Origin of the sequence: Arthrobacter pascens, assembly GCF_030815585.1 — a bacterium.
In the GTDB taxonomy this organism is placed as follows: Bacteria; Actinomycetota; Actinomycetes; order Actinomycetales; family Micrococcaceae; genus Arthrobacter; species Arthrobacter pascens_A.
On the sequence record NZ_JAUSWY010000001.1, the window covers coordinates 1,265,504 to 1,280,571 of the forward strand.

The 15,068-nt window shown below is 63.9% G+C and carries 13 protein-coding genes and 1 riboswitch; of the genes, 4 read left to right on the forward strand and 9 right to left on the reverse strand.

What is annotated here, in order from left to right; genetic code table 11:
• Nucleotides 1-14 precede the first annotated feature (14 nt).
• Nucleotides 15-128: riboswitch (SAM riboswitch) on the reverse strand.
• Nucleotides 129-285: 157 nt separating this feature from the next.
• The 4 genes from hisN to QFZ30_RS05950 form a co-directional block, all read right to left on the reverse strand.
• On the reverse strand, nt 286-1,098 hold the full coding sequence (gene hisN / locus QFZ30_RS05935) for a histidinol-phosphatase (RefSeq protein WP_307074372.1): 813 nt from the start codon (nt 1,096-1,098) through the stop codon (nt 286-288).
• A gap of 109 nt (nt 1,099-1,207) precedes the next feature.
• A complete protein-coding gene (rsgA, locus tag QFZ30_RS05940) occupies nt 1,208-2,323 on the reverse strand; it encodes a ribosome small subunit-dependent GTPase A (RefSeq protein WP_307074374.1) in 1,116 nt (371 codons plus the stop codon).
• Entirely contained in the window at nt 2,307-3,701 is a 1,395-nt protein-coding gene (aroA, locus tag QFZ30_RS05945) for a 3-phosphoshikimate 1-carboxyvinyltransferase (RefSeq protein WP_307074376.1), read from the reverse strand. The genes rsgA and aroA overlap by 17 nt, the downstream gene beginning before the upstream one ends.
• A 6-nt stretch (nt 3,702-3,707) precedes the next feature.
• Nucleotides 3,708-4,256, reverse strand: a complete 549-nt coding sequence (locus QFZ30_RS05950; RefSeq protein ID WP_307074377.1) for a DoxX family protein — start codon at nt 4,254-4,256, stop codon at nt 3,708-3,710.
• A 284-nt stretch (nt 4,257-4,540) separates the two neighbouring features.
• Here QFZ30_RS05950 and QFZ30_RS05955 point away from each other — a divergent pair, with 284 nt between their 5' ends.
• Complete coding sequence (locus QFZ30_RS05955; protein ID WP_307074380.1) at nt 4,541-5,347, forward strand: sigma-70 family RNA polymerase sigma factor; 807 nt, start codon at nt 4,541-4,543, stop codon at nt 5,345-5,347.
• Nucleotides 5,344-5,604: a mycothiol system anti-sigma-R factor gene (rsrA, locus tag QFZ30_RS05960; RefSeq protein ID WP_307074382.1), complete on the forward strand. Its 261-nt coding sequence runs from the start codon at nt 5,344-5,346 to the stop codon at nt 5,602-5,604. Before QFZ30_RS05955 ends, rsrA begins: the two co-directional genes overlap by 4 nt.
• A gap of 135 nt (nt 5,605-5,739) precedes the next feature.
• Here rsrA and QFZ30_RS21955 read toward each other — a convergent pair whose 3' ends face one another.
• The 5 genes from QFZ30_RS21955 to QFZ30_RS05980 form a co-directional block, all read right to left on the reverse strand.
• Nucleotides 5,740-5,814, reverse strand: coding sequence for a 50S ribosomal protein bL37 (locus QFZ30_RS21955; protein WP_369299106.1), 75 nt, complete (start codon nt 5,812-5,814; stop codon nt 5,740-5,742).
• Nucleotides 5,815-5,961: 147 nt separating this feature from the next.
• Nucleotides 5,962-6,576, reverse strand: coding sequence for a PadR family transcriptional regulator (locus QFZ30_RS05965; protein ID WP_307080079.1), 615 nt, complete (start codon nt 6,574-6,576; stop codon nt 5,962-5,964).
• Nucleotides 6,576-7,433 carry a DUF4097 family beta strand repeat-containing protein gene (locus QFZ30_RS05970; RefSeq protein ID WP_307074384.1) on the reverse strand — a complete coding sequence of 286 codons (858 nt, stop codon included), beginning with the start codon at nt 7,431-7,433 and terminating at the stop codon, nt 6,576-6,578. The genes QFZ30_RS05965 and QFZ30_RS05970 overlap by 1 nt, the downstream gene beginning before the upstream one ends.
• A gap of 98 nt (nt 7,434-7,531) precedes the next feature.
• Nucleotides 7,532-8,131 carry a GDSL-type esterase/lipase family protein gene (locus QFZ30_RS05975; protein WP_307074386.1) on the reverse strand — a complete coding sequence of 200 codons (600 nt, stop codon included), beginning with the start codon at nt 8,129-8,131 and terminating at the stop codon, nt 7,532-7,534.
• A 163-nt stretch (nt 8,132-8,294) separates the two neighbouring features.
• The gene (locus tag QFZ30_RS05980; protein WP_307074388.1) at nt 8,295-12,104 is read right to left on the reverse strand and encodes a multifunctional oxoglutarate decarboxylase/oxoglutarate dehydrogenase thiamine pyrophosphate-binding subunit/dihydrolipoyllysine-residue succinyltransferase subunit; all 3,810 of its coding nucleotides are present in this window, start codon (nt 12,102-12,104) and stop codon (nt 8,295-8,297) included.
• Nucleotides 12,105-12,612: 508 nt separating this feature from the next.
• Here QFZ30_RS05980 and QFZ30_RS05985 point away from each other — a divergent pair.
• Together QFZ30_RS05985 and QFZ30_RS05990 are read left to right on the forward strand one after the other, a co-directional pair.
• A complete protein-coding gene (locus QFZ30_RS05985; protein WP_307074391.1) occupies nt 12,613-13,947 on the forward strand; it encodes a hemolysin family protein in 1,335 nt (444 codons plus the stop codon).
• Nucleotides 13,944-15,014, forward strand: coding sequence for a hemolysin family protein (locus QFZ30_RS05990; protein ID WP_307074393.1), 1,071 nt, complete (start codon nt 13,944-13,946; stop codon nt 15,012-15,014). Before QFZ30_RS05985 ends, QFZ30_RS05990 begins: the two co-directional genes overlap by 4 nt.
• The last annotated feature ends 54 nt before the right edge of the window (nt 15,015-15,068 follow it).

A 15,068-nucleotide genomic window follows, 5' to 3' on the forward strand; every position in this document is an offset into this window, starting at 1 on the left:
ACCCCCGTGCCGGGAATCCGCGCTTGCCGGGTCCGTTCCGGACCGGCCTGGTCGTCACCCGGGGCACCCCACCGCGAATGGAGGGTTGCCGGCCAGCAAACCGGGGTTTCGCGCTGGCACTCGTGACCTGTTAAGAGCGTAGAACATGCGTGGGGCCGGGAAGAAGCCAGGCGGAATGTTAAGGGTTTTGTTACGCGCGCGTTGGAAGATCGGACTTTTTGCGAAGATACGACGGCGGACGCCTCCGTTTGGAAGCGTCCGCCGTGGATAATTCGGGTTAGCGGGCTAGAGGAGGTCGTCCAGGTCAGGATTGAGCCTCTTCAGGACCTCCGAGTGCAGGATCGAGTTGGTGGCCAGGGCGTTGCCGCCGAAGGGTCCGTCTTCGCCGTCGAGCGAGGTGAAGCGGCCGCCGGCCTCAACCACGATGGGGACCAGGGCCGCCATGTCATAGAGGTTCAGCTCCGGTTCGCAGGCGATGTCCACCGAACCTTCTGCCACCATGCAGTAGGACCAGAAATCGCCGTAGGCACGCGTCCGCCAGACATCCTCGGTCAGGCCCAGGAAGTCGTGAAAGTTCCCACGTTCCTGCCAACCGCCAAGGCTCGAGTAGGAGAGGGATGCATCCGAGAGCTGCGAAACATCCGAGACGCGCAGCCTGGTGGCGGCGGCAAGCGACTTGCCCATGTAGGCTCCCGCGCCCTTGGCCGCCCACCAGCGCTTGCCCAGCGCCGGGGCACTGACTACGCCAACCACGGGTTCGCCCTCATCAACGAGGGCAATGAGCGTGGCCCATACCGGAACGCCGCGGACGAAGTTCTTGGTGCCATCGATCGGGTCGATGATCCACCGGCGGGAACCGTGGCCGGAACTGCCGAATTCCTCGCCCAAAACGGCGTCACGGGGGCGGGAGCGGGACAGTTGGCCGCGGATGGCTTCCTCAGCAGCCTTGTCCGCATCCGTGACCGGCGTCAGGTCCGGCTTGGTTTCGACGTGGAGATCCAGGGCCTTGAAGCGGCTCATGGTCTGGTCATCCACGGAATCGGCCAGCACATGGGCCAGGCGCAGGTCATCGTTGTAGCTCGAAGCGGGTTGGATCATGGTTCCAAACTACCGTCAAAGCGCCGCCAGGTCGGGGACATCTGATTCGGAAAGCGTCCCGAAGTGCCCCGGAGAGCGGGGTAGCCCATAGGGAACCGGGGTTTTTGCGCTAGCTGATGCTGCCCAATTCTTTGGTCTCCTGACCTTCCATCCGGGGGTCAGTGCCAAGGAGGCGCCGCAGGGAAGCGAGACGGGCCGCGCCGGTCGGGCCGGCGTGGCCTTCGGACACCCAGGCATCCAGACCGCAGTTCACCGCGGAGGCATTGTGCTTGCAGCCGCGCTCGCAGGCATCCGTGCCTGGCTCCAAGTCGGGGAAGGACCGGAGGATCCGGTCCGGGTCCACATGGGCCAGTCCGAAGGAACGGATGCCCGGGGTGTCGATGATCCAACTGCCGGAGGGGGCGTCGGTCAGCTTGAGGGCCAGGGCCGACGACGAGGTGTGGCGACCCCGCCCGGTGACGGCATTCACGCCGCCGGTGGCCCGTTCAGCTCCGGTCAGCGCGTTGACCATGGTGGACTTGCCCACCCCGGAGTGTCCCAGCATCACCGTGACCTTGCCGTCGAGGTATGCGCGGAGCTGGGAGACGGCGTCGCTGTCGAGGCGGGCGGAGAGCCCGTCGTCGGAGCGGGCATCGATGCCCGAGGCGGCGGAATCAGCCGTCCGGCTGATGATCACCGGAAAGTCAAGGTGCTCGTAGTTCGACAATAGTTCAGCGGGATCCTTGACGTCCGCCTTGGTGACCAGCAGCAGCGGCTCAATGCCGGCGTCGTAGGCGGCCACCAGGGCACGGTCGATAAAACCCGTGCGCGGCTCCGGATTGGCGGCAGCCACCACCACCACGAGCTGATCGGCATTGGCTACCACTGCACGTTCGATCGGATCCGTGTCATCGGCACTGCGGCGCAGGAGCGTTTTGCGGTCCTGGATCCTGACCAGGCGGGCCAGGGTGTCCGGTTCACCTGAGACATCGCCCACCAGCGAGACAAAATCGCCTGCCACGACCGGCGAGCGGCGCAGTTCACGTGCCCTTGCGGCGATGATGATGCGTTCCTCGCCGGAATCTTCGCCGACCACTGCCGTATACCGACCGCGGTCAACGGTAATGATTCGCCCCGTCACCGCGTCGTCGTGGCTTGGACGGTCCTTGGTGCGAGGGCGTGAGCCCTTTTTGCTGGGGCGGATCCGGACATCGGACTCGTCCCAGGAATCAGTGCTGCGTGCCACCGTCGGAACCTTCCCGCCCCGGGGACTGGGGCGGCTGGCCCTGTGCGAGCATGTCCGCCCACAGCCGGGGGAAGTCCGGCATGGTCTTTGCCGTGGTGGCGATGTTCTGTACCTGGATGCCTTCCACCGCCAGGCCGAGGATTGCACCTGCGGTGGCCATGCGGTGGTCTGCGTAACTATGCACGACGCCGGCGTGCAGCTTTGCGGGCCGGATCACCAACCCGTCGCTCGTCTCCTCCGCATCGCCGCCCAGCCGGTTGATTTCAGTGACAAGGGCCGCCAGCCGGTCTGTCTCATGGCCGCGCAGGTGCGCGATGCCGCTCAGCCGGGATGGCCCGGTGGCCAGGGCGCAAAGGGCCGCAACGGTGGGGGCCAGCTCGCTGGTTTCAGCGAAGTCGGCGCCTTTGATCTCGGACCCGCCGGTGACGGTCAGGACGCCGTCAACCAGGCTGACCTCCGCGCCCATATCCGCAAGGATGCTGCGCCAGAGATCCCCCACCTGGGTGGTATCGGCGGGCCAGCCGGGGATACGTACCGTTCCGCCCGACGCCAACGCAGCGGCAAGGAACGGGCCGGCATTGGACAGGTCCTGTTCGATGCGCTGGTCAAAGGCGCGGATGGGGCCCGGCGCCACTACCCAGTGATTCGGGACGGAATCGTCCACTGATACCCCTGCACCCCGCAGCACAGCCACCGTCATGTTGATGTGGTCCAGGCTTGGCACCGGCTTGCCCACATGCTCCAGATGGAGCCCCTCGGTGAACCTGGCGCCCACCAACAGCAGGGCGGACACGAACTGGGACGACGCACTGGCATCAATCACCAGGTGGCCGCCCTGGACTTCACCTGTACCCTCAACGGCGAAGGGCAGTGAGGCAGGGGTGCCGCCGTCCTCGCCGGCCACGGGCACGCCAAGCGCCTTCAGGGCCTCGATGATGGTTCCCATCGGACGCTCCCGGGCGTGCGGGTCGCCGTCAAAGACGCTTACGCCGTTCCGCAGTGCCGCGAGCGGCGGAACGAACCGCATCACAGTCCCGGCGAGGCCGCAATCGATGCGCGTCCGGGGAGAGGGAACCTCCTGGCTCAAGGGGATTACCTCAAGGTCCGGCCCGAATGCGCCGTCTCCCGGCACCTCCGTGATGGTGGCCCCCAGCTTGCGGAGGGCCTCGATCATCAGGGCGGAATCCCTGGAGTGCAGGGGAGCCCGCAGCCGGGACGGACCGTCAGCCAGGGCGGCGAGAACGAGAAACCTGTTGGTCAGCGACTTCGAACCCGGCACGGTGACAGTGGCGTTGACCGGCCTGGTGGCAAACGGGGCGGGCCAGTGAGGGGCAGCTTCGGGGGAGTCCTGGGAAACGGCTGCGGTGGATCCGGTCATGCGTCCTTATGCCCCCGTTGCCTGCTCCACGGCGCGCCGCACAGCTTTATCCGCCTTGTGGAGATTCTTGCCGGTGGTCTTTTTCGCATCGGCAGCAAGGTGCGAGGCACCCTTCTTCGCGTCGGCGGCAAGGTGCTCCGCGCGCCAGGCCAGGCCCGGCTTCCCCGCGGTGTCCACAGACGCCAGCAGGGCCCCCCCGCTCAGGGAAACATTCTTGAGGAGCTGGTTGCGCCGGGCTTCGCGGCCTTCCTTCGTGCTGATGTCCGCGCTGCGCCATTCCACAAAAGTGTTGAGGGCTGAGATGACAGTGAGCAGTGTCGCCGAGAGGCGGCTGAACTTGCCCAGGCCGAACAGTACGCCGGCGCCCACCTGTGTTCCGCCAATGACCCGGGCCAGTGTCTTCTCATCGGTGCGGAAAGGCAGCGACGATGTTGCTTTACGCAGGAGGGGCGACAGTTGCTGGGCGGTGTCATCGGCGTTCTTGAGCTTGTCCAGCCCCGCGAGAACGAAACTGGAGGCCAGCATGGGCCGGGCGAGAGTGCGGACAAAGGACATGGATTTCCTCCTGGATGGACGAACCGCGTCGAATGCGGCGGAGTCCGTTCTAGTCTTGCACTTTTGGGGAATATTTGCCCGCAGCCAGGGGTTATCGATTGCGGGTCCGGGAATGCCGGGCTCATCACGAAAAAACTGCAGTGACAAATGAGTGGAGTGGGCCCTTGGCGTTGGTGAAGTACGGGACGGAAGTGGCGGGCCCCGTGGGTTTGGAGACTCTGGAATCCGATCCTCCGGAGTATGGGTCGGCGCGTGCGCAGAGCGTCACAGTAGACTTGAAGGCAATGAGCACCCTGGATCCGGCCGTTGAGGCCATGTATAAGGCCTCCGGAAGCGAAGCCAAGAGCAGCAACGGCGCGCAGCCCGGCTCCGCCGGGGAGTCCGTCGAGGTTGGAGCCCAGAGCCCCGGGCCTGAAACTGCGGAGCCCGGAACTGCTCAGTCCGAAAATGCAGAGCAGCCAGTGGATGTGGCCACCGAAACGACGGAGGAGCGCCGCATTCGGTTTGAGCGGGACGCCATGCAGTACGTGGACCAGCTCTACTCCGCGGCCATGCGCATGGCAAGGAACCCTGCCGATGCCGAGGACCTCGTCCAGGAGGCCTACACCAAGGCCTTTTCGGCGTTCCATCAGTACAAGCCGGGTACCAACCTCAAAGCGTGGCTGTACCGGATCCTGACAAACACGTACATCAACCTTTACCGCAAGCGGCAGCGCGAGCCACTGCAGTCGAACTCGGACAGCATTGAAGACTGGCAGCTGGCCAGGGCAGAGTCGCACACGTCCAGCGGCCTGCGGTCCGCGGAGACCGAGGCCCTGGATCATCTGCCCGATTCCGATGTGAAGCGCGCGCTCCAGGCCATTCCTGAAGAGTTCCGTCTGGCGGTGTACTTTGCCGACGTCGAAGGCTTCGCGTACAAGGAAATTTCGGACATCATGAACACGCCGATCGGCACAGTGATGTCCCGGCTCCACCGCGGCCGGAAAATGTTGCGGGACATGCTGGCGGACTATGCCGCCGAGCGGGGATTCAAAGCCGCCGTCGAACCCCAGGACGCGGCCGCAAGCACACAACAGGAGAACAGGAAATGAGCGACTGCCAGGGATTGGGCGACTGCGATGACGCCCGGATGCAACGCATTTATGAGTATCTTGACGGGGCATTGACCCGTGCGGACATTACGGAGATCAAGAACCATCTTGATGATTGCCCTGAATGCACGCACCAGTATGACCTTGAGTGCGTTATCCGCACCATGGTGAAACGCTCCTGCACCGAAGCCGCGCCGGAGAACCTGAAGAACGCCATCCTGGACAGGATCCACTCGATCCGTCCGGTCGACGCCTAATACGCCCCTCGCCCCGGGAGCAGCAGCCCGGGCGGTCGCACGCGCCGTGAGCGTGGATTGCCAGAAACACGAAGGACCCCGGAAGCCGTGTGGCTTCCGGGGTCCTTCGCTTAAACCGTCATTCCAAGCTTTTGCTCAGGTGTTGGGGCGCTTCCCGTGGTTCGCGCCGCCACGCTTACGGTCACGACGTTTACGTGCACGCTTGCTCATAGCTGGCCTCCTTAATGTTGTACTCAAAAGAGCTGCCCTCAAGTCTCCCACATGATGGGACTGGCTGCGAACCCGAAACGGGCCCATGGCCTGCGGCTCGACCGACGGCGCAAGCCTGCCTCTCAGGTGGGCAGCCACCCCTACTGTTCAACTGTGCAGTGAGTTCCGGATGGAGATCCGCGCCTGGTCCAGGACGGTTTTGACGGTTTCAAGTGCCACCGGGCTGATTGGCTGCCTGCCTGCCTGCAGGCGCAACTCCACGCGCAGATCGTCACGGAACGCCTGGAGCAGCATCTCGGCTTCCTTAAGCATCCGGTGCCCCTCGGAGGAGCGCCGGCTGCCAGCGGTCCTGAAATCGGCGGCACGTGCTGTGGAACGCGCGGCCTCGGCCGTCGCCGCAAGGTCCGCCCGCAGGCCGCGCATGTTGCTGCGGATATCCTCGCGGAGGTTGTCCGCCAGGCGGCGGACCGACGCTGAGATGTCGTTCTCGACGCCGGCAAGCTCGTCCCGGCGGCTGTTCAGTTCCGCGAGTCCCGCCGCAGTGATGTGGTAGTTGGTGCGTCGGCCTGCCGACTCCGTGGCCACCAGGCCCTCTTCCTCCAGCTTGCCCAGGCGCGGATATATCGTGCCGGCGCTGGGGGAGTACGTGCCTCCGAACCGTTCGTTAAGGGCCTTGATGAGTTCGTAACCGTGTTTGGGGCCGGTCTCCAGCAGGGCCAGGAGATACAGCCGCAGGGCGCCGTGGGCGAAGACAGGAGGCATCACTGCCCTGCTTCCGGGTGCCTTGCATCCACGTTCGTTGATTCCGGGTTTCCCGGCGCTGGGCTGTGGAAGATCGAGGTCGTGCCTGAAACGGAGTTGGTCCGGACCAGCATGAGCTTGCCGTCCGGACCAGCGATGGTTTCCACCCTGCCTCCCGGCTGGGAGTATCGCTGATCATCGATGACCACTGTCCCGGTAACGGACTTTGCCACTATGTCGACACCGACGTCGTGAGGCAACCGGATGGTGAGGTCCCCCGAGACCGAATTGGCACCGAAATCATGAGTGAACCCCCACAGGTCAAAACTCATGTGGCCGCTGACGGTGTTGGCGCGGATGTGGCTGAACCGGCCGGACGCTGTGACCTCGCCGGAGATACTCTTGGCGGTCAGGACGCCGTCGTGGTTGCGCGCAATCACTTCGCCGCTGACGGTGTTGACATGAAGGTTACCCTCGGTACCGTCGGCCATCACCGAGCCGGAGACGGTATTGAGCCGGGTGTGTCCGCTGATCCCGGACACCAGGCCGTCACCGCTGACGGTACCGGCCTCCACCGTCACGCCCGCCGGCAGGGCAATGCTGATGACCGCAGAATTGTTGCTCTTGTGGTTGACCGTGCCCATGAGGTTCTTGAACCAGCCCTGCGGCCCATGCAGCTGATGGCGGACCTCGAGCCTGCCGTCGACCACCGTGACGGACACCGGGTCGCCTTGGACCTCTGTGATCTCCACTCGCGCTACCGCGTCCGAGTGGGTCACGACGTCGAACCTTCCGCGTACCATGCCCAGTTTCAACGATGTGACGTCGTCAACGTCGATGGTCTGGGGACCGGTGACGGTCCAGCCGTTCTCTGCCATGACTCCTCCAAGTCGCGATATATCGTGATCCATACCAAGATATAACCCAGCCGGGCGGCAGGTCAAGATATATCGCGAAATCCGAAGGGCTGCGGAGCCTACTCGGGTGAATCCATCCCCAGCCACTGGAACCAGCCCCGGTGAAGGACCAGCCAGGCCATCAGGCCATAACCGGACTGCCCAGGGGTTCCGCTGTTGGCGGCCAGGTCCTGCCGCCACTGCTCGTGGTTCAGGAGGGGGGAGAACGTGTCCACGTAGAGGTGTTTACGCCGCGTCGTGACGTCCGCAAAAGCGGTGTTCAGCTCTCCGAGCCGGCGGTTCTGGGCGGGGTCGAGCGTGGGCGGCGGGCCCACGACAAACACTTCGATCCTGTTCTGCGAAGCGGAATCGAGAATATTGGCCAGGTTCAGGCGGCTGCGTGCCGTGGAGAGCCCGAATTCGATATCCCGGCCGGAGAGGCCGATCACGAGGCGGTTTTCGTGTTGGTCGCTGAACCGTCTGCTTGCTTCCTCCAGCCAGCGCGCGGCCAACCCTTCTGTTCCTTCCTGCGGACAGGGGAGGGCATAACTTTCCATGGCCATGCCGTCCTGCGGAGTGCGGGCCAGTACGCGGCCCAGCCAGCCGAGCGCCCTGGGATCTCCCAGCCCGGCCAGCAGTTCATCTCCAACAGCTGCGATGCGCAGCTTCCTGTCTTCCACAAGTTCCTCTTTACTTCCGTGCTGAACGGCGTTCGATTCTGCCCCTGTGGGCATCAACGCTTGGCCTGGCCATTCTGCCTGATTGGATGGCCGTCCATCCCATTAAACAGAACTGCCCGGCCGGAGTCTGGTATTTCGACGTCCGGCCGGGCAGCAACCGTTGTTACTTGCGTGCAAATGCCTGCTTCAGGAGGGAATCCTGCTCGGCAGCGTGCCGCTTCATGGAGCCGGCAGCCGTGGAGGCCGATGCGGGACGCGATACCAGACGGACAGCACGGTCAAGCGCGCCCGGAAGGTTCAGGCCCATAAATGGCCACGGTCCCTGGTTGGCAGGCTCATCCTGGGCCCACACAACTTCGGCGTTCGGGTACTTGGCCAGCTCCGCTGCGATCTCCGCGTGCGGGAGCGGGTAGAGCTGCTCCACGCGGACGATCGCCGTGGTCTTATCATCGGTCTTCTGCCGGGTGGACAGAAGATCGTAATAGAGACGGCCGGACACCAGCAGTACGCGTTCGACGGCGTCCGCCGCCAGCTGCTCATGGTCCCCGATGACGGTGCGGAAGCTGCCGGTGGTGAAGTCCTCGACGGAGGACGCGGCTCCCTTGAGGCGCAGCAGCTGCTTGGGGGTGAAGATGATCAGCGGCTTGCGCGGACGGCTGTACGCCTGGCGGCGGAGCAGGTGGAAGTGCGAGGCCGCCGTGGTGGGGTTGGCGACGATCATGTTTTCTTCAGCGCACATCTGCAGGAACCGTTCGATCCTGGCAGAGGAGTGGTCCGGACCCTGGCCCTCGTAGCCGTGTGGCAGCATCAGCACCAGCGAGGACCGCTGGCCCCACTTCTGCTCGGCCGAGGAGATGAACTCATCGATGATCGTCTGAGCGCCGTTGACGAAGTCACCGAACTGCGCTTCCCACAACACCAGTGCATCCGGGCGCTCCACGGAGTAGCCGTATTCGAAACCCATGGCCGCATATTCCGACAGCAGGGAATCGTAGATCCACAGCTTGGCCTGGTTGTCTGAGAGATGCCCCAGCGGCAGCCACTCATTACCGTTGGCGCGGTCGTGGAACACCGCGTGGCGCTGAACGAACGTCCCGCGGCGGGAGTCCTGGCCTGCCAGGCGGACAGGAACACCTTCCATGATGAGCGAGCCAAAGGCCGCGATCTCGCCGAAGCCCCAGTCAATGCCGCCTTCGCGTGACATCTGTTCGCGCTTCTCGAGCAGCTGCTTGAGCTTGGCGTGGACGGTGAAGCCCTCGGGAATTTCAACGTGCGCCTTGCCAATCCTGGCCAGGGTCTCAGGGGAGATAGCGGTGGACGCCGGAGCGTTGGTGCCGGAGTCAGACTGCTGGGCGATGGGACGCTCGATGTCGGATACCGCGGCGGAGTCTGCGGTGACGATCGGAATGGGCGAGGTCTGGGCAGCATGGGTCTCGGCGAAGACCCGTTCCAGCCGCTCCTGGTAGTCGCGGAGCAGCTGCTCGGCTTCATCCTCGGTGATATCCCCACGGCCGATCAGCGACTCGGTGTACAGCTTGCGGACGGAGCGCTTGGCTTCGATCAGGTTGTACATGAGGGGCTGGGTCATCGACGGGTCATCACCCTCGTTGTGGCCACGGCGGCGGTAGCACACCATGTCGATCACAACGTCCTTGTGGAAGCGCTGGCGGAACTCGTAGGCGAGTTGGCCAATGCGGACCACGGCCTCCGGGTCGTCACCGTTCACATGGAACACGGGAGCCTGGATCATCTTGGCGACGTCCGTGGAGTACGTGGAGGACCGCGACGACGACGGGGCAGTGGTGAAGCCCACCTGGTTGTTGACCACCACGTGGATGGTGCCGCCCGTGCGGTAGCCACGGAGCTGGGAGAGGTTCAGTGTCTCGGCAACCACGCCCTGGCCGGCAAAGGCCGCGTCACCATGGACCATGATGGGCAGGACTGGGAAGGCTTCGCCCTGGTCCAGCCGGTCCTGCTTGGCGCGGACGATGCCTTCCAGTACGGAGTCCACGGCCTCGAGGTGGGACGGGTTGGCGGCCAGGTAGACCTTGGTTTCCTTGCCGTTGTCCGAGGTGAAGGTGCCTTCGGTGCCGAGGTGGTACTTGACGTCGCCGGACCCCTGTACGGAACGGGGATCCTGGGTGCCTTCGAACTCACGGAAGACCTGGGCGTAGGTCTTGCCGGCGATGTTGGTCAGCACGTTCAGGCGGCCACGGTGGGCCATGCCGATGGCTACCTCGTCCAGTCCGTCGTCCGCGGCGTCGGAGATGATCGCATCCAGGAGGGGGATCAGGGACTCCCCGCCCTCCAGGGAGAAACGCTTCTGACCGACGAACTTGGTCTGCAGGAAGGTTTCAAATGCTTCGGCTGCATTGAGCTTGGACACGATGCGCAGCTGCTCTTCGCGGCTTGGCTTCGAGTACGCGTGCTCCAGCTGGTCCTGGAACCACTTGCGTTCCTCCGGCTCCTGGATGTGCATGTACTCGATGCCGGTGGTGCGGCAGTAGGCGTCACGGAGCACGCCCAGGATGTCGCGGAACTTCAGCATCGGCTTGCCGCCGAAACCGCCGGTGGGCCATTCGCGGTCCAGGTCCCACAGGGTGAGCCCATAGGTCAGGACATCGAGATCCGGGTGCTTGCGCTGGACGTACTCCAGCGGGTCGGTGTCCGCCATCAGGTGGCCGCGGACACGGTAGGAGTGGATCAGCTGCTGGATCCGCGCAACCTTGTTGATCTGGTCTGCCGGGTCAACCTGCAGGTCCGGGCTCCAGCGAACGGGCTCGTACGGGATACGCAGGGCCTCGAAGATCTCGTCGTAGAAGTTCTGCGCGCCGAGAAGCAACTGGTGGACCAGCTTCAGGAACTCGCCACTGCCTGCGCCCTGGATGACGCGGTGGTCATACGTGGAGGTCAGCGTAAGCACCTTGCTGATGGCGTTGTGCGCGATGATCTTTTCGCTGGCACCCTGGAACTCGGCCGGGTAGTCCAGTGCGCCGACGCCGATGATGGCAGCCTGCCCCTTCGACAGACGCGGCACGGAGTGCACGGTGCCGATTCCGCCGGGGTTGGTCAGGGAAACCGTGGTACCGGAGTGGTCATCGGCTGTGAGCTTACCGGCACGGGCACGCTTGATGAGGTCTTCATACGTGTGCCAGAACTCGGAGAAGTTGAGGGTCTCCGCCTTCTTGATGTTCGGCACCATGAGCAAACGGGTGCCGTCAGGCTTGGGCATGTCGATGGCGATGCCGAAGTTGACGTGGGCCGGCTGGACTGCAACAGGCTTTCCGTCCACTTCGTCGTAGTAGACGTTCATGGAGGGGAACTGCGACAAGGCCCGGATGACGGCGTAGCCGATCAGGTGGGTGAAGGAAACCTTGCCGCCGCGTGCACGGGCCAGGTTGGAGTTGATGACAACGCGGTTGTCGATCAGCAGCTTGGCCGGAATGGCCCGGACGCTGGTGGCCGTGGGGACCTCAAGGCTGGTGACCATGTTCGACGCAATGGCCTTGGCCGGACCGCGCAGTACCGAGACGACGTCCTCTTCTGGCGCCGTCGGTGCCTTAACGTTCTTGGGGAGCTGCGCGGGGATAGGCTGCGATCCGGTGCCGGAGTCGGGCTTCTTCGCACCGTCGCGGGCGATCGTTGCCGGAGCCTTCTTTGCCGGCGCCGGCGCCGGGGCGGGTGCCGAAGCGGCGGGGGCCGCGGGCTGGGCTGCCGGCGACGTTGCCGGAGCAGCAGGGGCCGGAGCCTGAGGGGCTACGGCAGGCATTTCACGGGTTGCGGGGTGGGCTACGGCGAGGGCCGAATTTCCGTTGGAAGATGAACCGCTGCCCGAGTCGAAGGATTCGAACAGGGGCCACCATTTGGCATCCACCGCGTTCTTGTCCTTTTGATACTGCTCGTACAGTTCGTCAACGAGCCACTCGTTTCCGCCAAATTCCTCTGGTAGACGGTGGCTAGGCTGCTCTGGCACTTGAAATACGCCTCTTCCATGAGTTTGATTTCTCTCTGGCCGCCACGGTGCCGCAGCACAACATTCGAACCAGTCTCTGCGTCCTCTGAACCCAGACCTTTGCCAGTCTAATGAGCATCGCGTGTTAACTGCCAATAAGCGTGACCCAAATCATGAAGTGACGCGGAGAACGCCGAATGTGGCGCTCGTGGCCCCTGCCGGCGATAGCCAAAACGGGGTGCAGCAGCGTCCAGGCGGGCGCCGGGATCTGCTCCTGTAGACTGAACTTCTTATGGACAGTAAATCTAGGTGCCGGCCTGGGGGCTGTCAGCGGAGCACAATGAACAGCGACGCACAGCCCACCCGCAGAGCCGGCAAACCCCGAACACGAGCCCATCACTCTCCGACGGTCCATCCCGGCGGAGCATCTATGGAAACAGAGTCGGCTTCGTCTGACCATCCTCCACCGGGCAGTTTCCCCCGGAACCAGCTACACAGTCCGCCCGTGTATCCCAGGGCGGGATGCTGAATGGAGTGGTTGCTCCTTGCGGCAGGATTCCTGCTGATCGCCGGCACCGGTTTTTTTGTCGCCGTCGAATTTTCCCTTATTGCCTTGGACCAGGCCACGGTCCAGCGGGCCATCGACAACGGTGACGCAGGGGCTGTTCCGCTGCTCAAGTGCCTGAAGTCCCTCTCAACCCAGCTCTCCAGCTGCCAGCTTGGCATTACGATGACCACGTTGCTGACCGGCTACGTGATGGAACCGTCTGTGGGCCAACTGCTGGAAGGCCCGCTGGCCGCCGTCGGCGTTCCCGAAGTGGCGGCGGCATCCTTGTCCTTGGTCATCGCGATGGCGCTCGCAACTTTGCTGTCCATGCTGTTGGGCGAGCTGGTACCCAAAAACATGGCAATTGCCCTGTCCTTTCCGATCGGTAAGGCATTGGCCCGGCCACAGCTCGTTTTCACGGCGGTTTTCAAGCCTGCCATCGTGGTGCTCAATGGCTTCTCCAACAAGGTGCTCAACGTGTTCGGCCTTGAAGCCAAGGAAGAGATTTCAGGGGCCAGGACCCCGGCTGAGCTGGCGTCCCTGGTGCGGCGTTCTGCTGCCATGGGAACGCTCGACGCCGGCACTGCCAACTTTGTGGCGAGGACTTTGAGCTTCTCCGCCCGAACGGCGGCCGACGTGATGACGCCCCGGATCCGCGTGGAGACCATCGACGCCGACCAGCCGGTCTCGGACATCCTGGACGCCGCGCGGCGCACCGGATACTCGCGATTCCCGGTCATTGGCGAGTCTGCCGACGACATCAGGGGACTGGTCCACGTGAAGAAAGCCGTGGCCGTGCCGTGGGACCGGCGCCCCAACCTGGAGGCCGGCGCCATCATGACAGACGTTCTCAGGGTGCCGGAGACCATCCATCTGGATGCCCTCCTGGCGGAACTGCGCGAAGGAAACCTGCAGCTAGCTATAGTGCTGGATGAATACGGCGGAACCGCCGGCATTGCCACCCTCGAAGACCTCGTGGAGGAAATCGTGGGCGAAGTTGCGGACGAACACGACAAAGTCCGGCCTGGCCTTCTCCAGAGTGCCTCCGGTGACTGGTACTTCCCGGGCCTTTTGCGACCGGATGAACTGTCCGAACAGATTCCTGGGCTGACAGTTCCGGACGAAGCTGCCTACGAGACTGTGGGCGGTTACGTCATGAGTGAACTGGGCCGCATCGCCGCCGTCGGAGACACTGTTGCGGTGGGCGGCGGGACGCTGAGCGTGACCAGGATGGACGGACGAAGGATCGACAGGATCTGCTTCCAGCCGGCTGCGCGTGACGCGGAGCAGGCTTCTGACGACAGGACCGCACCGTGAGCGACTGGGCCGGAATACTCTGGCTGATTGTGCTCCTTCTGGGCAACGCGTTTTTTGTTGCTGCAGAGTTCGCGGTGATGTCAGCCAGGCGCAGCCAGATTGAACCCCTGGCCGACGCCGGGTCCAAAGCGGCCCAGACAACCCTGCGTGCCATGGAAAATGTCTCGCTCATGCTGGCCTGCGCCCAGCTGGGTATTACCGTCTGCTCCCTGCTGATCCTGCAGGTTGCCGAGCCTGCCATCCATCATCTGATGGGAGCGCCGCTGGAGGCGGTGGGGCTGCCGATGGAGATCGCCGACGTCCTGGCGTTCGGAATCGCCCTGATGCTGGTGACCTTCCTGCACGTGACCTTCGGGGAGATGGTGCCCAAGAACATCTCGGTTTCGGTGGCAGACAAGGCCGCCCTGCTCCTCGCACCGCCGCTGATGTTCGTTGCCCGGCTGGTCAACCCTGTCATCGTGGCGCTGAACTGGTCCGCCAACCACATCCTCAAGCTCCTGCGGATTGAGCCCAAGGACGAAGTGAATTCGTCCTTCACGCTCGAGGAAGTGCAGTCGATCGTTCAGGAGTCCACCCGCCACGGGCTGGTGGACGACGATGCCGGGCTGATCACGGGTGCGTTGGAATTCTCCGAGCACACGGCATCGCACATCATGGTGCCGTTGGACAAGCTCGTCATGCTGAAAGCGGCCACTACGCCTGTGGAATTCGAGAAAGCCGTCAGCAGAACCGGATTCTCCAGGTTTCCCATGTTGGATGACGACAGCATGCTCTCGGGCTACCTCCATGTGAAGGACGTGCTGTCAATCCCTGAGACGGACTATCAGCACCCCATCGCTGAGAGCCGGATCCGTTCGTTGGCGAACCTCGCCTTGGATGACGAGATCGAAACGGCGATGTCAGTTATGCAGCGCACAGGCTCACACCTGGCCCGGGTCATCGGCCCTGATGGTCAGACCCAAGGGGTGCTGTTCCTGGAAGACGTGATCGAGCTGCTGGTGGGCGAGATCCGGGACGCCACCCAGGCCACCGGCATCCGGAGGCTCGGCCAGCCGAACGGTGAATAGCCGGTGCAGCTGATCCTGGGCCGGGCCGTGAATCTTCGGCCCGGCCGGCCTTTC

What these genes read in the sequence shown, in the direction of transcription:
- hisN (WP_307074372.1), bottom strand. Translation starts at nt 1,098, where the DNA reads ATGATCCAACCCGCTTCGAGCTACAACGATGACCTGCGCCTGGCCCAT.
- aroA (WP_307074376.1), bottom strand. Translation starts at nt 3,701, where the DNA reads ATGACCGGATCCACCGCAGCCGTTTCCCAGGACTCCCCCGAAGCTGCC.
- QFZ30_RS05950 (WP_307074377.1), bottom strand. Translation starts at nt 4,256, where the DNA reads ATGTCCTTTGTCCGCACTCTCGCCCGGCCCATGCTGGCCTCCAGTTTC.
- QFZ30_RS05955 (WP_307074380.1), top strand. Translation starts at nt 4,541, where the DNA reads ATGAGCACCCTGGATCCGGCCGTTGAGGCCATGTATAAGGCCTCCGGA.
- rsrA (WP_307074382.1), top strand. Translation starts at nt 5,344, where the DNA reads ATGAGCGACTGCCAGGGATTGGGCGACTGCGATGACGCCCGGATGCAA.
- QFZ30_RS05965 (WP_307080079.1), bottom strand. Translation starts at nt 6,576, where the DNA reads ATGCCTCCTGTCTTCGCCCACGGCGCCCTGCGGCTGTATCTCCTGGCC.
- QFZ30_RS05970 (WP_307074384.1), bottom strand. Translation starts at nt 7,433, where the DNA reads ATGGCAGAGAACGGCTGGACCGTCACCGGTCCCCAGACCATCGACGTT.
- QFZ30_RS05985 (WP_307074391.1), top strand. Translation starts at nt 12,613, where the DNA reads ATGGAGTGGTTGCTCCTTGCGGCAGGATTCCTGCTGATCGCCGGCACC.